Below are 17,762 nucleotides of genomic sequence, written 5' to 3'. Positions count from 1 at the left end.
GACACAATGAAGTTCATCAAAGACGAAGAGGTGGAATTCGTTGATGTCCGCTTCACGGATGTTCCGGGCATCGAGCACCACTTCTCCATCCCCGCGTCCATGTTCGACGAGGATGCAGTAGAAGAAGGTCTCGCATTCGACGGTTCGAGCATCAAGGGCTTTACGACGATTGATGAGTCCGACATGATCCTCATGCCGGACCTGGCAACCGCGCAGATCGACCCCTTCCGCAAGGCGAAGACCCTGAACGTGAAGTTCTTCGTGAACGACCCGTTCACGCACGAGGCATTCTCCCGCGATCCGCGCAACGTGGCGCGCAAGGCCGAGGAGTACCTGGAATCCACCGGCATCGCCGACACCTGCTTCTTCGGAGCGGAAGCGGAGTTCTACCTCTTTGACAAGGTCCGCTACTCCACCGCAGCGAACAAGAGCTTCTACGAGGTCGACTCAATCGAGGGCTGGTGGAACCGCTCCCGCGAAGCAGAGCACGACGGTTCGCAGAACCTGGGCCACAAGACCCCGATGAAGGGCGGCTACTTCCCGGTCCCTCCGGTCGACCAGACCATGGATATTCGCGACGCCATGACCCTCAACCTGGCCAACGCAGGGTTTGAGATCGAGCGTTTCCACCACGAGGTGGGCACCGGCGGCCAGCAGGAGATCAACTACAAGTTCAACACGATGCTGCACGCTGCCGACGACCTGCAGACCTTCAAATACATCATCAAGAACACCGCGCACCAGTGGGGCAAGACCGCGACGTTCATGCCCAAGCCGATTGCCGGCGACAACGGCTCCGGCATGCATGCTCACCAGTCCCTGTGGAAAGACGGGGAGCCGCTGTTCTACGACGAGTCCGGTTACGGCGGCCTGTCCGACATCGCCCGCTTCTACATCGGCGGCATCCTCCACCACGCTGGTGCTGTCCTGGCGTTCACCAACCCGACGCTGAACTCCTACCACCGCCTGGTTCCGGGCTTTGAAGCGCCGATCAACCTCGTGTACTCCCAGCGCAACCGCTCCGCCGCGATCCGCATCCCGATCACCGGCTCCAACCCGAAGGCTAAGCGCATTGAGTTCCGCGCTCCGGACCCGTCGGGCAACCCGTACCTCGGCTTTGCGGCGATGATGCTCGCCGGTCTGGACGGTGTGAAGAACCGCATCGAGCCGCACGAGCCGGTGGACAAGGACCTCTACGAGCTGCCGCCGGAAGAGGCCAAGTCCATCCCGCAGGCCCCGACCTCCCTCGAGGCCTCCCTGGCCGCGCTGGAAGAGGACCACGAATTCCTCACCGAGGGCGACGTGTTCACCGAGGACCTCATCGAGACCTACATCAAGCTCAAATACGACCTCGAGATCGAGCCGAACCGCCTGCGCCCGACGCCGCTGGAGTACGAGCTGTACTTCGACGTCTAGAACACTGTGCACGGCATTCCTCACCTACACCACCCGCGGAATTGAGGCAGCCACAGCGGTTCACGCGGTGGGCAACATGTTCGCCTAGGCGCCGGAGGCTTTCGGGGTGAACGGGGTGGATCTGGCGGTAGCGTCGATAAGCGATCTCGCGATTTCTCTCCTGGCAACCGTGGCAGCGACAGCTGTCGCGCATGCAATGGTCACGCGAAACACGTTGGCATTGACCTCGTAGACCGCGACTGGCTCACTCCTCACGATCCCGGTCTGTGGGTTAGGCTTCGTTGTCGAACTTGCCTGACCTGTCCGAAAGGGCCCGCACTATGAGTACCCCCTACAACCCGTTTTCAGCTCAGCCCCCGAATGCGTCCCAAGGCGGTTACCCGCAATACACCCCGCAACCCCAGCCACAGTACACCCCTGCCGCCCAGCCAAGCGCTGCGTATGCACCATACAATCCCCACGCCGGGTTGGAGGGTCGTTCCCCCGTTTGGCCAAAGCTCGGCGTGATCGCCCTTTTCTTGTTGATCCTTGGCAGTACGTTCCTTCCGATGATGATCGCCAAAATGACGACGGAGGATCTTGCGAACGAATACGGGGTGAGCTCCCTGATGCTGCCAGAAGGAGTGGACGCCGATGGCTATGTTGGGTTGACCCTGAACTGGTGGGGGCACGTGGAGTTCGATGCCGTCGGCTTCGACGAAGACGCGCTGGGTTACGACATCGAGGCAGCCGAAGAGGAACAAAGGCAGGAACTCGTTGAAGACGAGGACTTCCAGACGTTGATCAGCGTGATCAGTGGCGGCGTCATCGTGGTTCTCGTGTTGGCAGGACTTGCCGTGATATGCGTGTTGTTCAACAACCGGCTATCTGCCTTACCCGGCATCCTCGCCGCTCTTGCTCAGATGGCGGGCACAGGCTTGATTTTCTTCTTCATATCCGTTGCCCCCGAAATGGAAGAGAACCTCACGGTCACCCCGGGCACTGGTTTGTGGCTCTTCCTCGCAGCCTCGGTTGGTGGCTTCATTTTCTACATCGTTGTTCTCGTTGCAGGCGGCAAGAAATACCCCGCAGTACAACCCCCTCAAGCCGGTACACCCTATCCTTCTGCCTATTAACGGCCGTTTGGGGGGCACGAGACGAACCGAGTAGATACTCCACGAGCCGAGGACTACGATGCCCAGAGTGCCTGCCAAATTCCGCCAACTGCCGCCCCCTGGACCCGAATGGGGCGGCAGTCTCATGGGTACCTCAATTGTTTCCCGCCTCCTCGTCGAACTCGACCTGAGGATCGCTTCCGGCATCTTTGCCGCGATCGCGTGGGGGATCCTGGCCGTTCTCATTGTCGGTTTCGTGCGTTACCGCCAACCGAGTTTCCGCCGCACATCCATGGCAGCGTGGTCAATGTTCTTCATCGGCATCCTCGCTCTGGGAGCGGCAATGTCGGGGCTGACGGGCCACACGGTTTTCCGCCTGATCGGGTTCTGGATCGGAGCGCCGGCCACTGTGATCACGTGGGTAATTCAGCTCACGCGTTTTGAGGGACCCCCAAAGTTCACCTGGGGTCTCCCCCTCGTCGGCCCGATGATTTCGTCGTCTGTGGGTGCGTGGCTCGCCCGCGACTACGGGCAGCTCTACCACACGATGGGCACCGTTTTCTTCGTGATGTCCTTCTTCACCGCCGTGCCGATTTTCATTTACGTCTACTGGCAATTGTGGCGCGGCAACGTAGATCTCAGCGGTGCCAACTCGGCAACAGCATGGGTTCCGCTCGGCGTTGTCGGCCAATCGACAACAGCCATTCAGCTCCTCTACCCCGGCCACTACTCCATCGGCTACGGACTAACTGCGTTGGTGATCGCCATTCCCCTTGCGATCTTCGCGATGGTGAAGTTCTACCCGAACGTCGTGCGCTGGGTGGATTACTCCCCCGCATGGTGGGCCTGCACGTTCCCGCCGGGAACGGTGAGCATGGGCGGACACCAGGTCGCATTGGTCAACGGCTCTAACTGGCTCGACACTGTTGCCTTGAGCATTCCCGTTCTGCTCATCATTCACTGGTCGCTGTGTTCGAGCAGGTTCATCGGCTGGGTAAAGGAAGGCCGAGCCTAATTAACTGCGGCCGGGGTTGAATCCCCGATTAATCCTTTCCGCTGGAAGTTTTTCGGATAGTCTAAAGACCGAAAACTTCATCTTTGGAAAGGTCACCATGACAACACCGAACAACCCCGCTTCTAACTCCGCAGGTCAGTGGGGCAATCCGCAACCCGGCCACCAGCCAAACCCCTCGCAATGGGGTGCGCAGCCGAATCAGCCGAATCAGCCGCAGGGCCAGCCGCAGTGGGGCGCGCAGCCGAATCAGCCGAATCAGCCGCAGGGCCAGCCGCAGTGGGGCGCGCAACCGGGCCAGCCGCAGGGCCAGCCGCAGTGGGGCGCGCAGCCAGGCCAGCCCGGCGGCACGATGCAGGCGCCGAAGGTCATGCCGGTATGGCCTACCTGGGCAATGCTCGGGTTCTTCCTGCTGAGCTTCCTGACCAGTTTCATGACTGTGTCCAGGACTATTGTCGACCTTGATGATTTTGAAGGATTGGGCTCCATCGGCGGAACGCTCAACTGGTGGGGTGCCTTCAGCGTCGAAAGTTCTGGCCTCGGCCGTCTCGGTGAGGCAGCGCTCAAGGATGAAGTGACGGGCACCTTCCTCATCGGCATCGGAACCGTCCTGACTCTGGGCTGCTACATCGCGGCGACGGTTCTCTACTTCCTGGGCAAGGAAAAGCTCGGTGCCATTCTCGGTATCATCGCTGCTGGTCTGCAGCTCTCCGGCATCCTGTTCTTCTTCTTTAGCTCGATCGGCGACGATTACACCTCCCTCGGCGCCGGGTGGTGGATGTGGTTGCTCTTCGGCATCCTGGCTCTGGCGTTGAGCATCTTCCTGCTTGTCAAGGGCCGTTCTGGCATTGAAGGCCAGTTCGCCAAGGCGAAGAATTCCGTCCAGCAGGCACAGCAGCGCAACGCGCAGCAGCAGTTCCAGCAGCAGAGCCAGCAAGGCCAGCAGGGTTTCCAGCAGCCAGGCCAGCCAGGCCAGGGCTTCCAGCAACCGCAGCCATACGGCCAGCCCGCCCAGCAGCCGCAGCAGGGTTTCCAGCAGCCGTACCAGCAGGACCAGCAGGGGTTCCAGCCACCGCAGCAGAGCAACCAGCAGTCCGGCAGCACCAGCTACCGCGTCGAGCCTTCGAGCACCTCGTCCACGACGGACGTATCGTCCTCTGGCACCGCGTCGTCTGACGTCCCGTCTTCTGGCGGCCAGTCCACGTGGGGTGACACCTCAGGCGGCACTTCAGCCGGCACATCGACAGGTCCTTCCCCGGAGACTGACTCCTCGACCGGTACCGAGGAGAACCCGCGCTAGTTCGTCCGCGCGTTCACGTCGACCTCGAAGCCAGCAACGTGACCGCGCGAGCTGAACTGCCACATTGCGGGCGCTTGCTTGCCGACGGTACCCGGCCACTCCCCCGTGTAGATCTCCGCGGGCGGACCGGCCGGGTTTTGTCCGTACTGGGCTAACCACACCTGGCCGAACTCCCGGGTGTCGGCACCGAGCATCCGCCACCGCCAAAAGTGCGGGTACGTATAGATGCCACACACGGGAACACCCGCTTGCAAGAAAAGATCGCGCGCCTCGCGGATGTGGTCAAGGTGGAGTCCCGCAGGGGTTTCACAATCCAGCCACACCGGGCGCTGCGCGTCTGACATCACCTCGAGGGATGCCTCGACCTGCTGAGCGATCGTGGTGCCCTCCGAGGGGTTACGCAGGTAGTGGTAGGACTCGGCTGCGATGCCGGCGTGGGAGGCATCGTCGATATGCGAGCGGTATGTGCGGTCTTTGTACGTGCCATCCGTGGTGCGCACCACCGCGAACTCGATGCCTTCGGCTGCAGCACGCACGAGGCTGATGCCATCCTGGTGCTCGCTGACATCCACCCCGAACTGGACGCGAGAGCCTGGACCCGTCACCGCTTGGTGAATCCCATGCGCGGAGAGAAATTAGCCGGGTGCTTGCGCTGGGCGATCGCGTCGGCAATGACAAGGCGCCACTTTGGGTCCGTGACCGGCATATGGGCGACAGAGAACCAGCCGACCTCCGTCGATTCGTCGTCGGCGACGTGCGGGGCCGCGGCGGCGTCGACAGGCTCAAGGCGGATCGCGATGGACATGTAGCTCGCCTGGTCGCCGTTCTCATGGGTGATCGGGCCAATGGCACCAGCACCAATCAGCGCCGCGGGAGCAGCCTCGATACCGGTTTCCTCCATGACCTCGCGCACAGCGGCGTCCTGCGGTTCCTCACCGGGATCACAAATCCCCGTCACTGGAGTCCACTTCCCGTTGTCTGCCCTTTTGACCAGCAGAATTTCCGGCACTGCCCATGCGGAACCGTCCGTGGAATCCCGCAGGACCAACGCCGACACAGCGGGGATCCACATGGGGTCATGGCCGATCTTCTTGCGAGTCTCCACAATGAAATCTGGAATGGGCATACCGCCAAGTCTACGTTGCGGGCAAAGGGCGCTAAAGTTTAAAAGCACTATGAGAGACCTGCGCAGCCTGCCCACCCCAGCCTTCATCGTCGGGTTCGGTGCCCTGCTTGTTATCTGCGTGGTCCTCACCATTGGGCTGTTCAATTACGAGTCCGGCGCCGAAGAACGTGCAGCTTCCGCTACGGCGACAACGGGGACGAGTGGAAGCAGCACCACTACCACCGAGTCCACGACCACCCCGGTGACCACGGTGACCGGTCCGGGCGAGGAGGACAAGGTCGCTGTCACCCGAGAACCCAAGCCGGCGCCCCCGGGCACGGATGAGAAGCAGGTGAAATCGTCGATACGCTCCTACCTCATCCAGGACGCCGCGACGGCACGCACCTACACCGGCGTCGCAGTCACCGGCACTGTGTCCGAGGAAGCGCTCGGCATGATGCCGGAGCTAACAGGGCATATCAGCCGGCTGCTCGAGCAGAATTGCCTGGACGCAATGGCTCTGGAAACCCCAGATAACACCCGCGTGACCTTCAACGGCTTTTGCTACACCTCGCTGCCTCCGGAGACGATCGAGCGCATGCTCACCTTTGCTCTCGACGGCAAAGCGGACTCAATCGACTTTGCCAACCACCCCAGCCGCGGCCACAAGAACGCTGTGACCTTGAACTGGTTCGTCGACTCTAACGACGCCGCCGAGAAGATCCACGAGACGTGGAACCCGCTGCGCCGGCCGCGCGCGATCGAAAAGATCAACCTGTACACCTACAGCCCCATCGAAGTGCACCGTGTGGTCAAATCCCGCGGGAAGCCCGACTACGCAACGACAGAAGAGCTCACGGGGGAATCTCACCAGCGCTGATCTGAAAACGTGGCGTTGGGGACAACGCGACGAATCACTTCCATGACCTGGTTGAGGTTGGAGTAGCTCATCATCTTGGTCTCTGCGCCGGGGATGTCGCACTCCTCGTGCGCACGGCCCGCTTCAGTACCCGAGACCACGCCGATGATCGTGGCGCGGTCACCGACGATGTAGAACACCGGACCGCCAGAATCACCGGGCAGAGCGCACACGTTGGCGATGTCGCCGTGGGTTTCACGCTCCACATCCGCTTCCGTGCGGATCACCTGGATGCGCTCCGTCGCCTTGAACTCTCCACACGTGAAGCCAGTGGTCCCGCCAGTTTTGCAGATGCGCTCGCCGGGCTCCATCTTGCCTTCGTACAGGCCGGTGTCAATCGGGTCACCCACGAGATCCATGAAGCGGTTCGGGTCAGTGATCTCAATGATCCCCACATCGATGTCACCGTTTTCATCGCTGTACAGCCCCGAGTAAATATAACGGCCCGCTTCAACAGAAAAGTCGTGCACCGTCTCCGCGTTCGTCGGCCACACCAGGTCGCCTTCGCGCCCGCAGTGGCCCGCGGTGACGGCGAAGTTGCGGCCGTCGTCGGCGCTGAAACTGAACGCGACAGTGCATGACTGCGCCGTGAAAACTTCGCCTGGCTGGGGGTAATGCTGCGTGGACTGGATCTTTGTGCCCGGGGCCCACAGAGCGAACGTCGGCTGGATGACGGGGGTCCCCGGCAGCTCCTCTACGGGTGCATCAGCCGCCGGCTCCCCGGGGGTCCGGACATCCTCGCGCGCCTGGCGCTCCTCGACGGTAAGAGTCGGGTAATCCGAGGTGCTCACGCCGAGCCACACCACCGAGGCGACAACGAACGTCATGATGACGATCAGCGCCGACCACAGTGTCAAACTACTGTCGCTCGACCGGCGCTGCGGATGCGGCTGTGGCTGAGGCAGCGGCTGCAGCTGGTAATGAACGGGCAGCTCGTCGCTCCCCTGCACGGGGTACTCCCGCGGGGGCTCAGACGGATGCATAGATGGTTGCGTCACCGTTGGGTCAACCCGTGGTGGTTACACCTGATCGGCGGAGTCAGAATCGGCGTTCGCGGCGGTGTCGTCGATGCCAGCGGCATCTTTCTCGCTCGCAGCTTTTCCACCTTTGTCGTCCTCATCCACGGACTTTTGGACCTTCAGGTCGCGGACGAACTTCTCCGGGTCGAACTCGGTGTAGTGGTCGGGGCCTGCGAACTGTTCCTGCGCCATGGGTGCTCCTCTACTCGTTGTCCTCGGCTGCGTTGCTGTCGGCGATTGTAGCGATGTACTGCTTCACGGTCTCGGCGTCGTTCGGCATATCCACGACATGGCGGTCCGCGTGCATGATTTCCGCGAAGCGCTCCGGTACATCCGGTTCCACCCCAGTCGCTTCCACGATGGTCTCGGAGAACTTCACCGGTAGCGCGGTCTCCAGCACGACAATCGGGGTGTCCACTCGGTCCGCCACACCGCGTGCGACAAAGACACCGTCTGCGGTGTGCGGATCGATCATGACGTCGTGGTCGGTGTGGGTGGCACGAATCGTCGATAAGCGATCTGCGTGCGTGGACTTTCCGGACAGGAACCCGTAATCGGCGCGGATCTGCTCCATGAGGTAGTCATCGAGCTCGAAGCCGTCAGCCTTCGCTTGCACCGCGAATAGGTCGCTCGTGCGATCTGCGTCGCGCTCGAGCACATCGAAGATGAAGCGTTCGAAGTTGGATGCGCGGGAGATGTCCATTGACGGCGAGGAGGTCGCCTGCGTCTCCGCGGCAGAGCGCGGACGGTACTGGCCCGTGGTGAAGAACTCGTGGAGCACATCGTTCTCGTTCGTCGCCACAATGAGCTTGTCGACGGGCAACCCCATCTGCTTCGTAATGTGACCTGCGCAGATATCGCCGAAGTTCCCGGTGGGAACGCAGAAGGAAATCTGCTGCGGCTCCTGGCCCTCCCCTGGAGCCTCCGTGACCTTGAGGTAGGTGGAGATGTAGTAGATCGTCTGGGCGAGCAGGCGGGCCCAGTTAATCGAGTTCACCGCGCCGATGTAGTACTTCTCCTTGAACGCGGCGTCGGCGTTGACCTCCTTGACTACGTCCTGACAGTCGTCGAAGACACCGTCGAGGGCGATGTTGAAGATGTTGGGCTCATCCAGGCCGAACATTTGCGCTTGCTGGAAGGGGGTCATGCGGCCTGCTGGAGTGAGCATGAACACGCGGATATTGTCGCGGCCGCGCATGGCGTACTCGGCAGAAGAACCGGTGTCGCCGGAGGTCGCGCCGAGAATATTGAGGGTGGCTTCGCGCCGCGCCAGCTCGAACTCGAAGAACTCGCCGAGCAGCTGCATCGCCATGTCCTTGAAGGCGGCCGTGGGTCCCTCCGACAGGTGCGCCAGGTAGATGCCGTCTTCCAACGACGTGACCGGCACGATTTCCTCATCGGCGAAGACCGGGGTGCGGTACGCGTTGGCCGTCAGCTCCTCGATCTTCACCGGCGGGATGTCGGAGACGAACAGTTTGACCACTTCGGCGGCCAAAGCGGCGTAACCCTTCTCGTCCAACAGGGTGCGCCACTGCGCAAGACGCTCGGGCGTAATCCGCGGGTACGCGACGGGCACGTAGAGGCCACCGTCCGGGGCGAGACCACCGAGCAGGATGTCGGTGAATTTGTACGGGGTTTTCGACGTGTCGCGCGTTGAGATGTAATCCACGCTAAAGAAGTTTACCCGCCGCACAGGACACGCTTAGCGGGGAGGCTCCTGCCTGCCGGTGAGGATGTCGATGACGCTGCGGATCGCGCTGTCCCCCAGCACTGGCAGCGGTTCGTGTCCGCGCGAGTGGCGGCCCGACGGTCCGTCCGCACCCCCAAAGTCCTCAGCCGTGGCAAGGTTCGCGGAACCCACTGCCGGGGCGACGATGTTCACCAGCAGCGTTGTGTCTTCCAGTTCCAACTTCGTGGCGTTGTCCACACCCGCCGCCTGCGCCGCCCGGATGAGCGCGACCAAGTCGCCGAAGGTCGCGTCCTGCAGATCGATCGAGAGATTCATAGCCATGGGCTCAACGCTACTCGAACTCGAAGGACGGTTCTTCGCCCCAGAAAACTTCCTCCACCACGCGGTGGGCCCGGCGCGTGACCTTCAGGTAGCGGTCCAGGAACGCTTGCGCGTCCTGCGGGTCATATCCTGCCGCACCTGCAACCTGGTTGAGCTGCGCCCCCGGACCGGGCAACTGATCGATGCGTTTGCCCGTGACCAGGACCAACGCATTGCGTGCAGCGGTGGCCATGAGCCAGGCATCTGTGAGCTTCCGCGCCTGCGTGTTCTCAATAATGCCGTTCGCCTCATCTGTGACCAGGAAGTCGAGCACTTCCAAAGTGGAGGTGTTGTGCAGCTCCTCGTACGCATCGGCGTGCATCATCGTGAGCAGCTGGACTGTCCATTCAATATCGGACAGCGCGCCGCGGCCGAGCTTCGTGTGCGTGGCGCGGTCGGCGCCGCGCGGCAACCGCTCGTTGTCCACGCGCGCTTTGATGCGGCGGATCTCTTTGATTTCCGCGTCGCTGGCCCCACCTTCCGGGTAACGGAACTTGTCGATGGCTGTGAGAAAGTTCTTTCCCACCTCGACATCTCCCGCGCACACGGTGGCCCGCAAAAGGGCTTGTTTCTCCCAGACCGCGCCCCATTCGTCGTAGTAGCGCTCGTAGCTGGCGATGGTTCGCGCCACCGGGCCGGAACGTCCCTCAGGGCGCAGCCCCAGATCGACTTCGAGCGGCGGGTCGCTGGACGGTTTGGCCAAGCGTTTGCGCATCTGGTCGATGATCTTCTTTGCCCACGCCAACGCGTCTGTCTCTGCGACACCCTCGCTCGGTTCGGCAACGACCATGACGTCTGCGTCGGACCCGTACCCGAGTTCTTCACCGCCAAGGCGCCCCATGCCGATCACGGCAATGTGCGCCAGCGGTTCTTCTAACTCACGCTCGATCAGGTCGGCGCGGATCTCCGCCCGCAACCCTGCCTCAAGCACGGCGTTCCACACCCACGACAGCTGCACGCACACCTCGCGCACACTCATCATGCCCAGCAGATCGGCCGACGCGATGCGCGCCAGTTCCGCGCGCCGCAGCGACCTCGCCACGTTGACGGCTTTGTCCGGGTCGGCGTGGCGCTTCGTGGCCGCGATGAGCGACTTGTACACACGGTCCGGGTTCGTGTCCAAGAGTTTCGGTTTCGAGGCACCGTCGCCCAACTGCTTGACGACGTCCGGCGCACTGATAATCAAATTCGCCGCGTAAGGGGATGTCCCCAAGATGTGCATGAGGCGTTCACCGACAACGCCTTCGTCGCGAAGCATCCGCAGGAACCACGACCTGTCGTTCGCCGCCTCTGAAAGCTTGCGGTAGTTGAGCAGGCCGGCATCTGGGTCGGCGGTGTCGCCGAGGTAGGTCATGAGAGTCGGCAGCAGAATGGCCTGCAGTTTCGCTTTGCGCGACGTCCCCTTGGCCAAGGCGGTGAGGTGCTCGTACGCGCGCGACGGGTGGGTGTAGCCGAGTGCTTTGAGCTGAGCGACGGCAGCATCCTTGGTCAGCGACGCCTCACCGATGCTCATCCCCGCAATGGCGTTGAGCAGCGGACGGTAGAACAGGCGTGAGTGCAGGTCGGAGATATTCTTGCGCTCGCCTTTGAGGTGCTTCTCCATCGCCTCAACGGCCGGTGTCTTCGGGGAGGAGACAAACCCTGCGGTCAGGGCGAGCCAGCGGCGGTTCTTCGCGTCATCCTCCGCGGGCAGCGTGTGGGTGCGACGGAAGCGGTGCAGCTGCAGACGGTGCTCGAGCAGGCGGAGGAACTCATAGGCTTCGATGAGCCGGGCCGAGTCTTCACGGCCGATGTACCCGCCGGCGGAAAGTGCCTCAATGGATTCGATGGTGTTCTGGGTGCGCAAGGTGTCGTCAATACGCCCGTGCACGAGTTGGAGGAGCTGCACGGCGAACTCGACATCGCGCAGGCCGCCTGAACCCAGCTTGAGCTCGCGGGTGCGCATGTCTTCCGGGACGTTGGACAGCACCCGGCGGCGCATGGCCTGGACATCCTCGACGAAGGAGTCGCGTTGGCTCGACTCCCACACCATTGGCCGCAACCGTTCCTGGTACTCCTGGCCGAGCTCCATGTCGCCCGTCATCGGGCGGGCCTTGAGCAGGGCTTGGAATTCCCACGTGTCCGCCCAGCGCTTGTAATACGCCTCGTGGGAATCGAGGGTGCGCACCAGGGCACCGGACTTGCCTTCCGGCCGCAGGTTCGGGTCGACGTCGAAGAATGCCGAATTGCCGATGGCTGTGAACTCGCTGGCCACCTTCGTCGCCTTCGCGTCAGCCGGTTCGGCCACGAAGATGACGTCCACGTCGGAGATGTAGTTCAGCTCCCGGGCGCCGCACTTGCCCATCGCGATGACGGCCAGTTTGCCGTCGGCCTTCTCGTCGTCGTGGACGGAGCGCATCGCCACCGCCAAGGCTGCGGTCAGCGCAGCATCGGCAATGACGGTGAGCAGCTCCGTGACCTCCCGGTACGTCAGCTCCTCCTGGTCCCCGCCGACGCCCTTGAAGGAGGAAAAGGTTCCCGCCAAGTCAGCGGCGGCGACCCGCATCATCAGCGTGCGGTAGGCATCCTTCAGTGCCCGCTTCGCGTCGTTGCCGGCCTCAGCAGCGCGGTAGGTGCCCGGCGCGTCCAGCTCTTGCGTCGCAGTCGGGTCGCCGTCTTCCGGTACCGCATCCACGGCAGAGAGCATGGCGTGGAAGATCTCCCTGCTGTCCGGCAACGGCTCCGCCAGGAGTTTCCACTCCTCGGGGTGGGCTACCAGGTGGTCGCCGAGCGCGGTCGATCCTCCTAGGAGGGCGAAGAGCCGGACACGGAGGGTTTTATCGTCGATAAGCGATTGGCGCAGCTCCTCATAGGAATCACCGAGCGCTTCCGCGAGACGGTACGCCGTGTTGAGCGTCAGGTCGGGGCTACCGGCCGCGCCGAGCGTGTAGAGCACGTCGTTGTCGATCCAGCCGAGCCGCTCCAGATCCTCGGCGGCGTTCTTGCTGCTGAGGGATAGTTGCGCAGGTGACGGCGAGGTCTTGCGGGCCATTTCTTCTTACCTCCTTTGGATCTCTGGAGCTCTGCAACAGAGCGATCAGAGATTCAAATTGGTCTGCAGTTCCCACTTCGTGATCTGGTCTTCATACTGGTGCCACTCGTCCCATTTGGAGCGGAGGAAGAACTCGAAGACCTGCTCGCCCAAGACTTCTGCCATGAACTCGGACTTCTCCAGCTCGCGCAGTGCCTCGTCGAGGGAGCCGGGCAGGTCCTTGTACCCCATCGCGCGGCGCTCGCGGCGGGTCAGAGAGAACACGTCATCAACGGCGGGCTCGCCCAGCTCCATCTCCTTATCGATGCCGTCCAGCCCTGCCGCGAGCACTGCGGCGAACGCGAGGTAGGGGTTGGCGGCGGAGTCGACGGTGCGGACCTCGATGCGTCGAGAAGCTTCTTTGTGCAGGCGGTAGGTGGGCACGCGCACCATCGCGGACGAGTTGGACACTCCCCACGTCGCGCTCGTGGGCGCCTCCGAACCGAACTGGAGGCGCTTGTAGGAGTTCACCCACTGGTTGGTCACCGCGGAGATCTCGCTGGCGTGCTCGACGACGCCGGCGATGAACTGGCGGGCGGTCGTCGACAGCGAGTATTCATCGTCAGGGTCGTGGAACGCGTTCGAGTCACCCTCGAACAGCGACAGGTGAGTGTGCATCGCCGAGCCGTTGTGCTCGCGGAACGGCTTCGGCATGAAAGTGGCCAGCACATTGTTCGCCTCACCGACGGTTTTCACCACGTAGCGGAAGCTCATGATGTTGTCCGCCATGGTCAGCGCGTCTGTGTGGCGCAGGTCGATTTCCTGCTGCCCCGGTGAGCCCTCGTGGTGCGAAAATTCCGTCACGATGCCCATGTATTCAAGCGCGGAGATCGCTTGTCGACGAAACTGCGGCGCCGCATTCCGCTTCGCTTGGTCAAAGTAACCACCGTCATCGACAGGCTTCGGCTCCTTGTCCTCGCTGCCCTCGGTGAGCACAAAGAACTCGATCTCCGGGCTGGCCACGCACTCGAAACCGTCATCGGCAGCCTTGTTCAGTGTCCGGCGCAGGACCTGGCGCGGATCGGCGTAGAGCGGGCTGCCGTCCGGCATGGAGATATCGCAGAACATCCGGGCTGTTTGCATTCCGTCATCCATGTCGAACGGCAGCGGCTGAAATGTCGACGGATCCGGCAGCAGCAACGTGTCCGACTCGGAGATGCGCGAAAAGCCCTCGATGGACGAGCCATCAAAGCCGACGCCCTCGTCGAATGCGGTCTCCAACTCCGCCGGCGACATCATCACTGTCTTCAGCGAACCGAACAGGTCCGTGAACCACAAACGGATGAAGCGGATGTCGCGTTCTTCGACGTCGCGCAGGACGTTTTCTTGTTGGCTGTTCATGGCAACCAGCGTAGCGGGGACGCGCGCTAGGTTTCCCCGGGCCGCATGGTCCTTAGGTAAACTGGAGGTAAATTCCTCCGTTCGCACGAAAGTTGCTCGAAAGGCGATATCACCATGAGTTCTGGACTGGGTTCTGAGACATTTCTTGAGGTCGAGGCGAAATTCGCCGTCGACGATTCCGTTGCAGCGCCGGACCTGTCCGCGCTGAGTGGCGTGGACAGGCTCGGCCACACCGCGCACCACAGCCTGTCCGCGATCTACTACGACACCGCGGACCTGCGCCTCACCCGCGCGAAGATCACCCTGCGCCGGCGCTCGGGCGGCAACGACGACGGCTGGCACCTGAAGCTGCCCGCCGCCCACGGCCGCTTGGAACTGCACGCGCCGCTGGAGGATCTGTCCACGCCGCCGGCTCAATTGCTCTCCGCCGTGCGCGCTATTGTCCGCCGTGAGCCGCTCGCACCGATCGCGCAGATCGATAACAACCGCGCCGAGACACAGCTGCTGGGTGCGGACGGCGGCGTTGTCGCCGAGTTCTGCGACGACCGCGTCACCGCATGGTCCTTGCTGCCCGGTGGCCAGCAGACCTCCTGGCGCGAGTGGGAGGTCGAGCTCGGCCCGGCCCTCGCCGAGTCCCTAGACGGCGGCGCACTTATCCACGAGGCCACAACGGTGCTGATCAACGCAGGTGCACGCAAGTCCGCATCGGCTTCCAAGCTCGCCACCGCCCTGGGCACCTCCGTGAACAACGCGCCGGTTCCGCCCGCCGTCACGCCGCTTTCCAGCGACTCCCCCGCTAAGGCCGTCGTCGACTCGCTTCGCGCCCAACGTGACAAGCTCGTCGAGTGGGATCCCCGCGTCCGCAACGACGAATGGGATTCCGTCCACCAGATGCGCGTAGCCACCCGTGAGCTTCGCTCCCTGATGGAGACTTTCGAAGGCATCCTTGCCGGCCCGCAGCTGTCCCACCTTGAGTCCGAGCTCAAGGAGCTGGCCTCCCTGCTGGGCACCGCCCGCGACGCCGAGGTCGTCGAGGAGCGCTTCGTCGGCCTACTCGAATCGGACGACACCGGCATGGTCGACCCGGATGCCGACGAGCACATCCGCGGCGACATGCGCCGCGAGTACGAGCGCGCCCACCGCCGCATCGTGCGCACCCTCGACTCCGACCGCTACCTCCAGCTTCTCGACGACATCGACGCCTTGTTGGCCAACCCACCCCTGTCGCCAGAACTCGGTGGGGAGCCGGTGCCTGGCGCAGGAGCGCCGGACGCCTTGCCGGGTTCGGACGCTGCCGAATTCGACGCCGAATCCCCTTCCGCTGCCGCGGACTTCGAGCTCCCCGAGGTGGAGGCTGAAGCCGATGAGTCTGAGGGCGCCGAGCCCGAGGAGATCCTCTACGACCACCTCGCCACCGGCTACAAGAAGCTGATGAAGCGCCAGAAGAAGGCCGAGAAGTATTACCAGGACACCTCCCTGCCCCTTCACGACCGTGAAGAGTACGTCCACGACGTGCGCAAAGCCGCTAAGAAGCTGCGCTACTCCGCTAACGCCGCCAAGGACAGTGGGTTGAACGCCGGAAAGCTGTCGAAGGCGTGCAAGCAGCTCCAGGAGGTCCTCGGTGATTTCCAGGACGCGGTGACCTCGCGTGACCGGATCCAGCAGATCGCCGGCGAGGCTCGCACCCGTGGCGAGGACACCTTCGCCTACGGCATGCTCTTCCAGCGGGAGATCTCCCGCGGCAACGAGGCGCTCAAGGGGTACCCGGACGCCATCTCTGAGGTGAAGAAGGCGTTCAAGAAGGTCAAGCCGGTCAAGTCTGGCAAGAAGAAGTAGCGCCGCCCGGCCAGGCCAACCCGACCGGACCACCCCTTACCGCTTACTTCTCCCAGGACGCGGGCTCGCCCCAGTTGTCGTCAGCCTCGTCCTGGGCCTCGGCGCGCTTGTTGCGCTCCGCGGCGGTGTCGAGTGCGCGCTGTGCTTCCTCGCGGGTGTCGTAGGGGCCCATGCGGTCATCCCAGCCGCCGACTTTCCCCTGGGTGACTTCGCCGGTGGAGGGGTTGAAGTAGAACTTTTCGTCGCTCATAAGGGATCCTTTCAGTATCTGTCCGGCTTCGCGCCGAACACTTTCCGGCGTGCCGCCGGGATCACCTCAAGGCTACATGCGCGGTTGGTACTGTTGTGTGAGAAATCCTCCCCTCGGAAAGGACTGTCATGGCCGAATGGACTGCTGACTTCACCCCCGCCTCAAAGCGCATCGCCAAGGTCCACCGCGAAGTCACCAGCAGGGATCCGAAGCACACGGCGGATGCGCCAGGCACGTTCATCGTGGTGGGTGAGAATGCGGACCACTTCGGTGGGATCACCATTGCCGGACTGGCTTGGCACCGGGCGGCCGTGGCAGTGAGCCCGCGCACCGATGACACGATCTCAGTCCACGCCGAGTTTGCTTCGAGGGTCATTGAGGACACGGCCACGACGTCGGAGGTCGCGGAGCTGACAGAATCTCCGGACACGGATAGCCGTTACGCGGTGCGCTTCGGTGGGCTGGTGCACACGTTCGTCGGTAGGCAGATGCTGTCGCGTGAGACCGCCGGCATGGACATCACCGTGGTCAGTGACATTCCGCTGGGGTCGGGGCTTGGCGCGCTGCACGCAGCCGATACAGCGCTGGGGCTTGCCCTGCTCGCCGACGACGAAGAGATCGACTCGGCCCCACTGCGCACCCGCATCGCGGAGATCGCCAGCCAATCCGCGAAGACGTTCTCGCCGGTCCCGGTGCTGCGTGCCCGCCACTCGGCGGCGCTGCGCGGGGCGGAGGAATCGGTGAGCGTCATCGATTATTCGGACGGTTCGCTCACCCAGGCGCCTCACCCCAGCCGCGCGGGCGTCGCAATTTTCTCGGTCGCAGCTCCGTCCGATGAGTCTTTCGCCGATCAGGCAATCACAGAAGGTCGCACGCTTATCGACGACGCCTGCGCCAACTTCGGTGTACCTTCCCTGCGCCAGCTCCCCGAAGCGGTGGATCGTGTGGTCGAGTGGGTCGACGCGCGCCGCCAAGTCTACGGTGCGGACTCCGCCCCGACCCCGGAAACTGCGCGCGCGTGGGTGACGTTCAGCGAGGCGGAAACGCAGCAAGCGGCTGCCGCAGCGAAGGCCTTACGCAGCATGCGTATCGACGACTTTTTCGCCGTCCTCGACCAGCCCCTCCCCACCCCGGGCCTCTCGGTGCCCGACCAGTTGATCCAGCTGTTGGAGCTGCGCGGGGCCACAGCCGCGCGCCCGGCTGCTGCCGGCATGTCTCAGGCAGTGCTCGCATACGTGCCGGCGGAGAAGGCGAGCAACGCGATCGCCGACCTTATCGACGATGGGCTGGACGTGATGGACGTGCAACAGGGCTCGGCCGCGAAGGTTTTATCCTAGCGCAGGCTGCAAG

Annotated in this window: 17 protein-coding genes; 7 read left to right on the top strand and 10 right to left on the bottom strand. The window is 63.1% G+C overall.

Annotated features, from left to right (window positions below):
* The first annotated feature begins 6 nt into the window (after nt 1-6).
* Complete coding sequence (gene glnA, locus HMPREF0291_RS06055) at nt 7-1,416, top strand: type I glutamate--ammonia ligase (protein WP_198002238.1); 1,410 nt, start codon at nt 7-9, stop codon at nt 1,414-1,416.
* A gap of 84 nt (nt 1,417-1,500) precedes the next feature.
* Here the strand turns inward: glnA (HMPREF0291_RS06055) and HMPREF0291_RS11790 are convergent, their stop codons facing one another.
* Entirely contained in the window at nt 1,501-1,671 is a 171-nt protein-coding gene (locus HMPREF0291_RS11790; protein ID WP_156774815.1) for a hypothetical protein, read from the bottom strand.
* Nucleotides 1,672-1,736: 65 nt separating this feature from the next.
* Here HMPREF0291_RS11790 and HMPREF0291_RS06050 point away from each other — a divergent pair, with 65 nt between their 5' ends.
* The 3 genes from HMPREF0291_RS06050 to HMPREF0291_RS11975 all read left to right on the top strand — a co-directional run bounded on the left by HMPREF0291_RS06050 (nt 1,737) and on the right by HMPREF0291_RS11975 (nt 4,822).
* Nucleotides 1,737-2,531: a hypothetical protein gene (locus HMPREF0291_RS06050; protein ID WP_156774814.1), complete on the top strand. Its 795-nt coding sequence runs from the start codon at nt 1,737-1,739 to the stop codon at nt 2,529-2,531.
* 58 nt (nt 2,532-2,589) lie between these two features.
* Nucleotides 2,590-3,525, top strand: a complete 936-nt coding sequence (locus HMPREF0291_RS06045) for a TDT family transporter (protein ID WP_083770275.1) — start codon at nt 2,590-2,592, stop codon at nt 3,523-3,525.
* A 97-nt stretch (nt 3,526-3,622) separates the two neighbouring features.
* Entirely contained in the window at nt 3,623-4,822 is a 1,200-nt protein-coding gene (locus tag HMPREF0291_RS11975; protein WP_005289452.1) for a hypothetical protein, read from the top strand.
* On the opposite strand, the gene HMPREF0291_RS06035 is transcribed toward HMPREF0291_RS11975, so the two are convergent.
* Nucleotides 4,819-5,427: a glycoside hydrolase family 25 protein gene (locus HMPREF0291_RS06035; RefSeq protein ID WP_005289450.1), complete on the bottom strand. Its 609-nt coding sequence runs from the start codon at nt 5,425-5,427 to the stop codon at nt 4,819-4,821. The genes HMPREF0291_RS11975 and HMPREF0291_RS06035 overlap by 4 nt on opposite strands.
* Entirely contained in the window at nt 5,424-5,948 is a 525-nt protein-coding gene (locus tag HMPREF0291_RS06030; RefSeq protein ID WP_005289449.1) for an NUDIX hydrolase, read from the bottom strand. The genes HMPREF0291_RS06035 and HMPREF0291_RS06030 overlap by 4 nt, the downstream gene beginning before the upstream one ends.
* 49 nt (nt 5,949-5,997) lie before the next feature.
* Between HMPREF0291_RS06030 and HMPREF0291_RS06025 the strand changes: the two genes are divergently transcribed.
* Entirely contained in the window at nt 5,998-6,807 is an 810-nt protein-coding gene (locus HMPREF0291_RS06025; protein WP_005289447.1) for a hypothetical protein, read from the top strand.
* On the opposite strand, the gene HMPREF0291_RS06020 is transcribed toward HMPREF0291_RS06025, so the two are convergent.
* The 6 genes from HMPREF0291_RS06020 to glnA (HMPREF0291_RS05995) form a co-directional block, all read right to left on the bottom strand.
* Nucleotides 6,795-7,796 carry a trypsin-like serine protease gene (locus tag HMPREF0291_RS06020; protein WP_232210287.1) on the bottom strand — a complete coding sequence of 334 codons (1,002 nt, stop codon included), beginning with the start codon at nt 7,794-7,796 and terminating at the stop codon, nt 6,795-6,797. The genes HMPREF0291_RS06025 and HMPREF0291_RS06020 overlap by 13 nt on opposite strands.
* Before the next feature lie 69 nt (nt 7,797-7,865).
* Entirely contained in the window at nt 7,866-8,057 is a 192-nt protein-coding gene (locus HMPREF0291_RS06015) for a hypothetical protein (protein WP_005289442.1), read from the bottom strand.
* A gap of 10 nt (nt 8,058-8,067) precedes the next feature.
* Nucleotides 8,068-9,534 (bottom strand): threonine synthase, encoded by a 1,467-nt coding sequence (gene thrC / locus HMPREF0291_RS06010; protein ID WP_040423575.1) that lies wholly within the window; start codon nt 9,532-9,534, stop codon nt 8,068-8,070.
* A gap of 33 nt (nt 9,535-9,567) precedes the next feature.
* Nucleotides 9,568-9,876 carry a hypothetical protein gene (locus tag HMPREF0291_RS06005; protein WP_005289438.1) on the bottom strand — a complete coding sequence of 103 codons (309 nt, stop codon included), beginning with the start codon at nt 9,874-9,876 and terminating at the stop codon, nt 9,568-9,570.
* A 10-nt stretch (nt 9,877-9,886) separates the two neighbouring features.
* On the bottom strand, nt 9,887-12,946 hold the full coding sequence (locus HMPREF0291_RS06000; RefSeq protein ID WP_005289437.1) for a bifunctional [glutamine synthetase] adenylyltransferase/[glutamine synthetase]-adenylyl-L-tyrosine phosphorylase: 3,060 nt from the start codon (nt 12,944-12,946) through the stop codon (nt 9,887-9,889).
* Nucleotides 12,947-12,991: 45 nt separating this feature from the next.
* Entirely contained in the window at nt 12,992-14,326 is a 1,335-nt protein-coding gene (gene glnA / locus HMPREF0291_RS05995; RefSeq protein ID WP_005289434.1) for a type I glutamate--ammonia ligase, read from the bottom strand.
* Nucleotides 14,327-14,440: 114 nt separating this feature from the next.
* Between glnA (HMPREF0291_RS05995) and HMPREF0291_RS05990 the strand changes: the two genes are divergently transcribed.
* Entirely contained in the window at nt 14,441-16,162 is a 1,722-nt protein-coding gene (locus HMPREF0291_RS05990; protein WP_005289432.1) for a CYTH and CHAD domain-containing protein, read from the top strand.
* Nucleotides 16,163-16,205: 43 nt separating this feature from the next.
* Here the strand turns inward: HMPREF0291_RS05990 and HMPREF0291_RS05985 are convergent, their stop codons facing one another.
* The gene (locus HMPREF0291_RS05985) at nt 16,206-16,412 is read right to left on the bottom strand and encodes a hypothetical protein (RefSeq protein WP_005289430.1); all 207 of its coding nucleotides are present in this window, start codon (nt 16,410-16,412) and stop codon (nt 16,206-16,208) included.
* A gap of 128 nt (nt 16,413-16,540) precedes the next feature.
* Here HMPREF0291_RS05985 and HMPREF0291_RS05980 point away from each other — a divergent pair, with 128 nt between their 5' ends.
* Entirely contained in the window at nt 16,541-17,749 is a 1,209-nt protein-coding gene (locus HMPREF0291_RS05980) for a hypothetical protein (RefSeq protein ID WP_005289428.1), read from the top strand.
* The last annotated feature ends 13 nt before the right edge of the window (nt 17,750-17,762 follow it).

This window comes from Corynebacterium genitalium ATCC 33030 (genome assembly GCF_000143825.1).
GTDB lineage: Bacteria > Actinomycetota > Actinomycetes > Mycobacteriales > Mycobacteriaceae > Corynebacterium > Corynebacterium genitalium.
Note: the sequence above shows the minus strand (reverse complement) of the source record. Positions and strands in the feature narration are given on the sequence as shown.

What these genes read in the sequence shown, in the direction of transcription:
- HMPREF0291_RS05990 (WP_005289432.1), top strand. Translation starts at nt 14,441, where the DNA reads ATGAGTTCTGGACTGGGTTCTGAGACATTTCTTGAGGTCGAGGCGAAA.
- glnA (WP_005289434.1), bottom strand. Translation starts at nt 14,326, where the DNA reads ATGAACAGCCAACAAGAAAACGTCCTGCGCGACGTCGAAGAACGCGAC.
- HMPREF0291_RS06025 (WP_005289447.1), top strand. Translation starts at nt 5,998, where the DNA reads ATGAGAGACCTGCGCAGCCTGCCCACCCCAGCCTTCATCGTCGGGTTC.
- HMPREF0291_RS06005 (WP_005289438.1), bottom strand. Translation starts at nt 9,876, where the DNA reads ATGGCTATGAATCTCTCGATCGATCTGCAGGACGCGACCTTCGGCGAC.
- HMPREF0291_RS06045 (WP_083770275.1), top strand. Translation starts at nt 2,590, where the DNA reads ATGCCCAGAGTGCCTGCCAAATTCCGCCAACTGCCGCCCCCTGGACCC.
- HMPREF0291_RS06015 (WP_005289442.1), bottom strand. Translation starts at nt 8,057, where the DNA reads ATGGCGCAGGAACAGTTCGCAGGCCCCGACCACTACACCGAGTTCGAC.
- HMPREF0291_RS11975 (WP_005289452.1), top strand. Translation starts at nt 3,623, where the DNA reads ATGACAACACCGAACAACCCCGCTTCTAACTCCGCAGGTCAGTGGGGC.
- HMPREF0291_RS06000 (WP_005289437.1), bottom strand. Translation starts at nt 12,946, where the DNA reads ATGGCCCGCAAGACCTCGCCGTCACCTGCGCAACTATCCCTCAGCAGC.
- HMPREF0291_RS06030 (WP_005289449.1), bottom strand. Translation starts at nt 5,948, where the DNA reads ATGCCCATTCCAGATTTCATTGTGGAGACTCGCAAGAAGATCGGCCAT.
- HMPREF0291_RS05985 (WP_005289430.1), bottom strand. Translation starts at nt 16,412, where the DNA reads ATGAGCGACGAAAAGTTCTACTTCAACCCCTCCACCGGCGAAGTCACC.
- HMPREF0291_RS06050 (WP_156774814.1), top strand. Translation starts at nt 1,737, where the DNA reads ATGAGTACCCCCTACAACCCGTTTTCAGCTCAGCCCCCGAATGCGTCC.
- glnA (WP_198002238.1), top strand. Translation starts at nt 7, where the DNA reads ATGAAGTTCATCAAAGACGAAGAGGTGGAATTCGTTGATGTCCGCTTC.
- HMPREF0291_RS05980 (WP_005289428.1), top strand. Translation starts at nt 16,541, where the DNA reads ATGGCCGAATGGACTGCTGACTTCACCCCCGCCTCAAAGCGCATCGCC.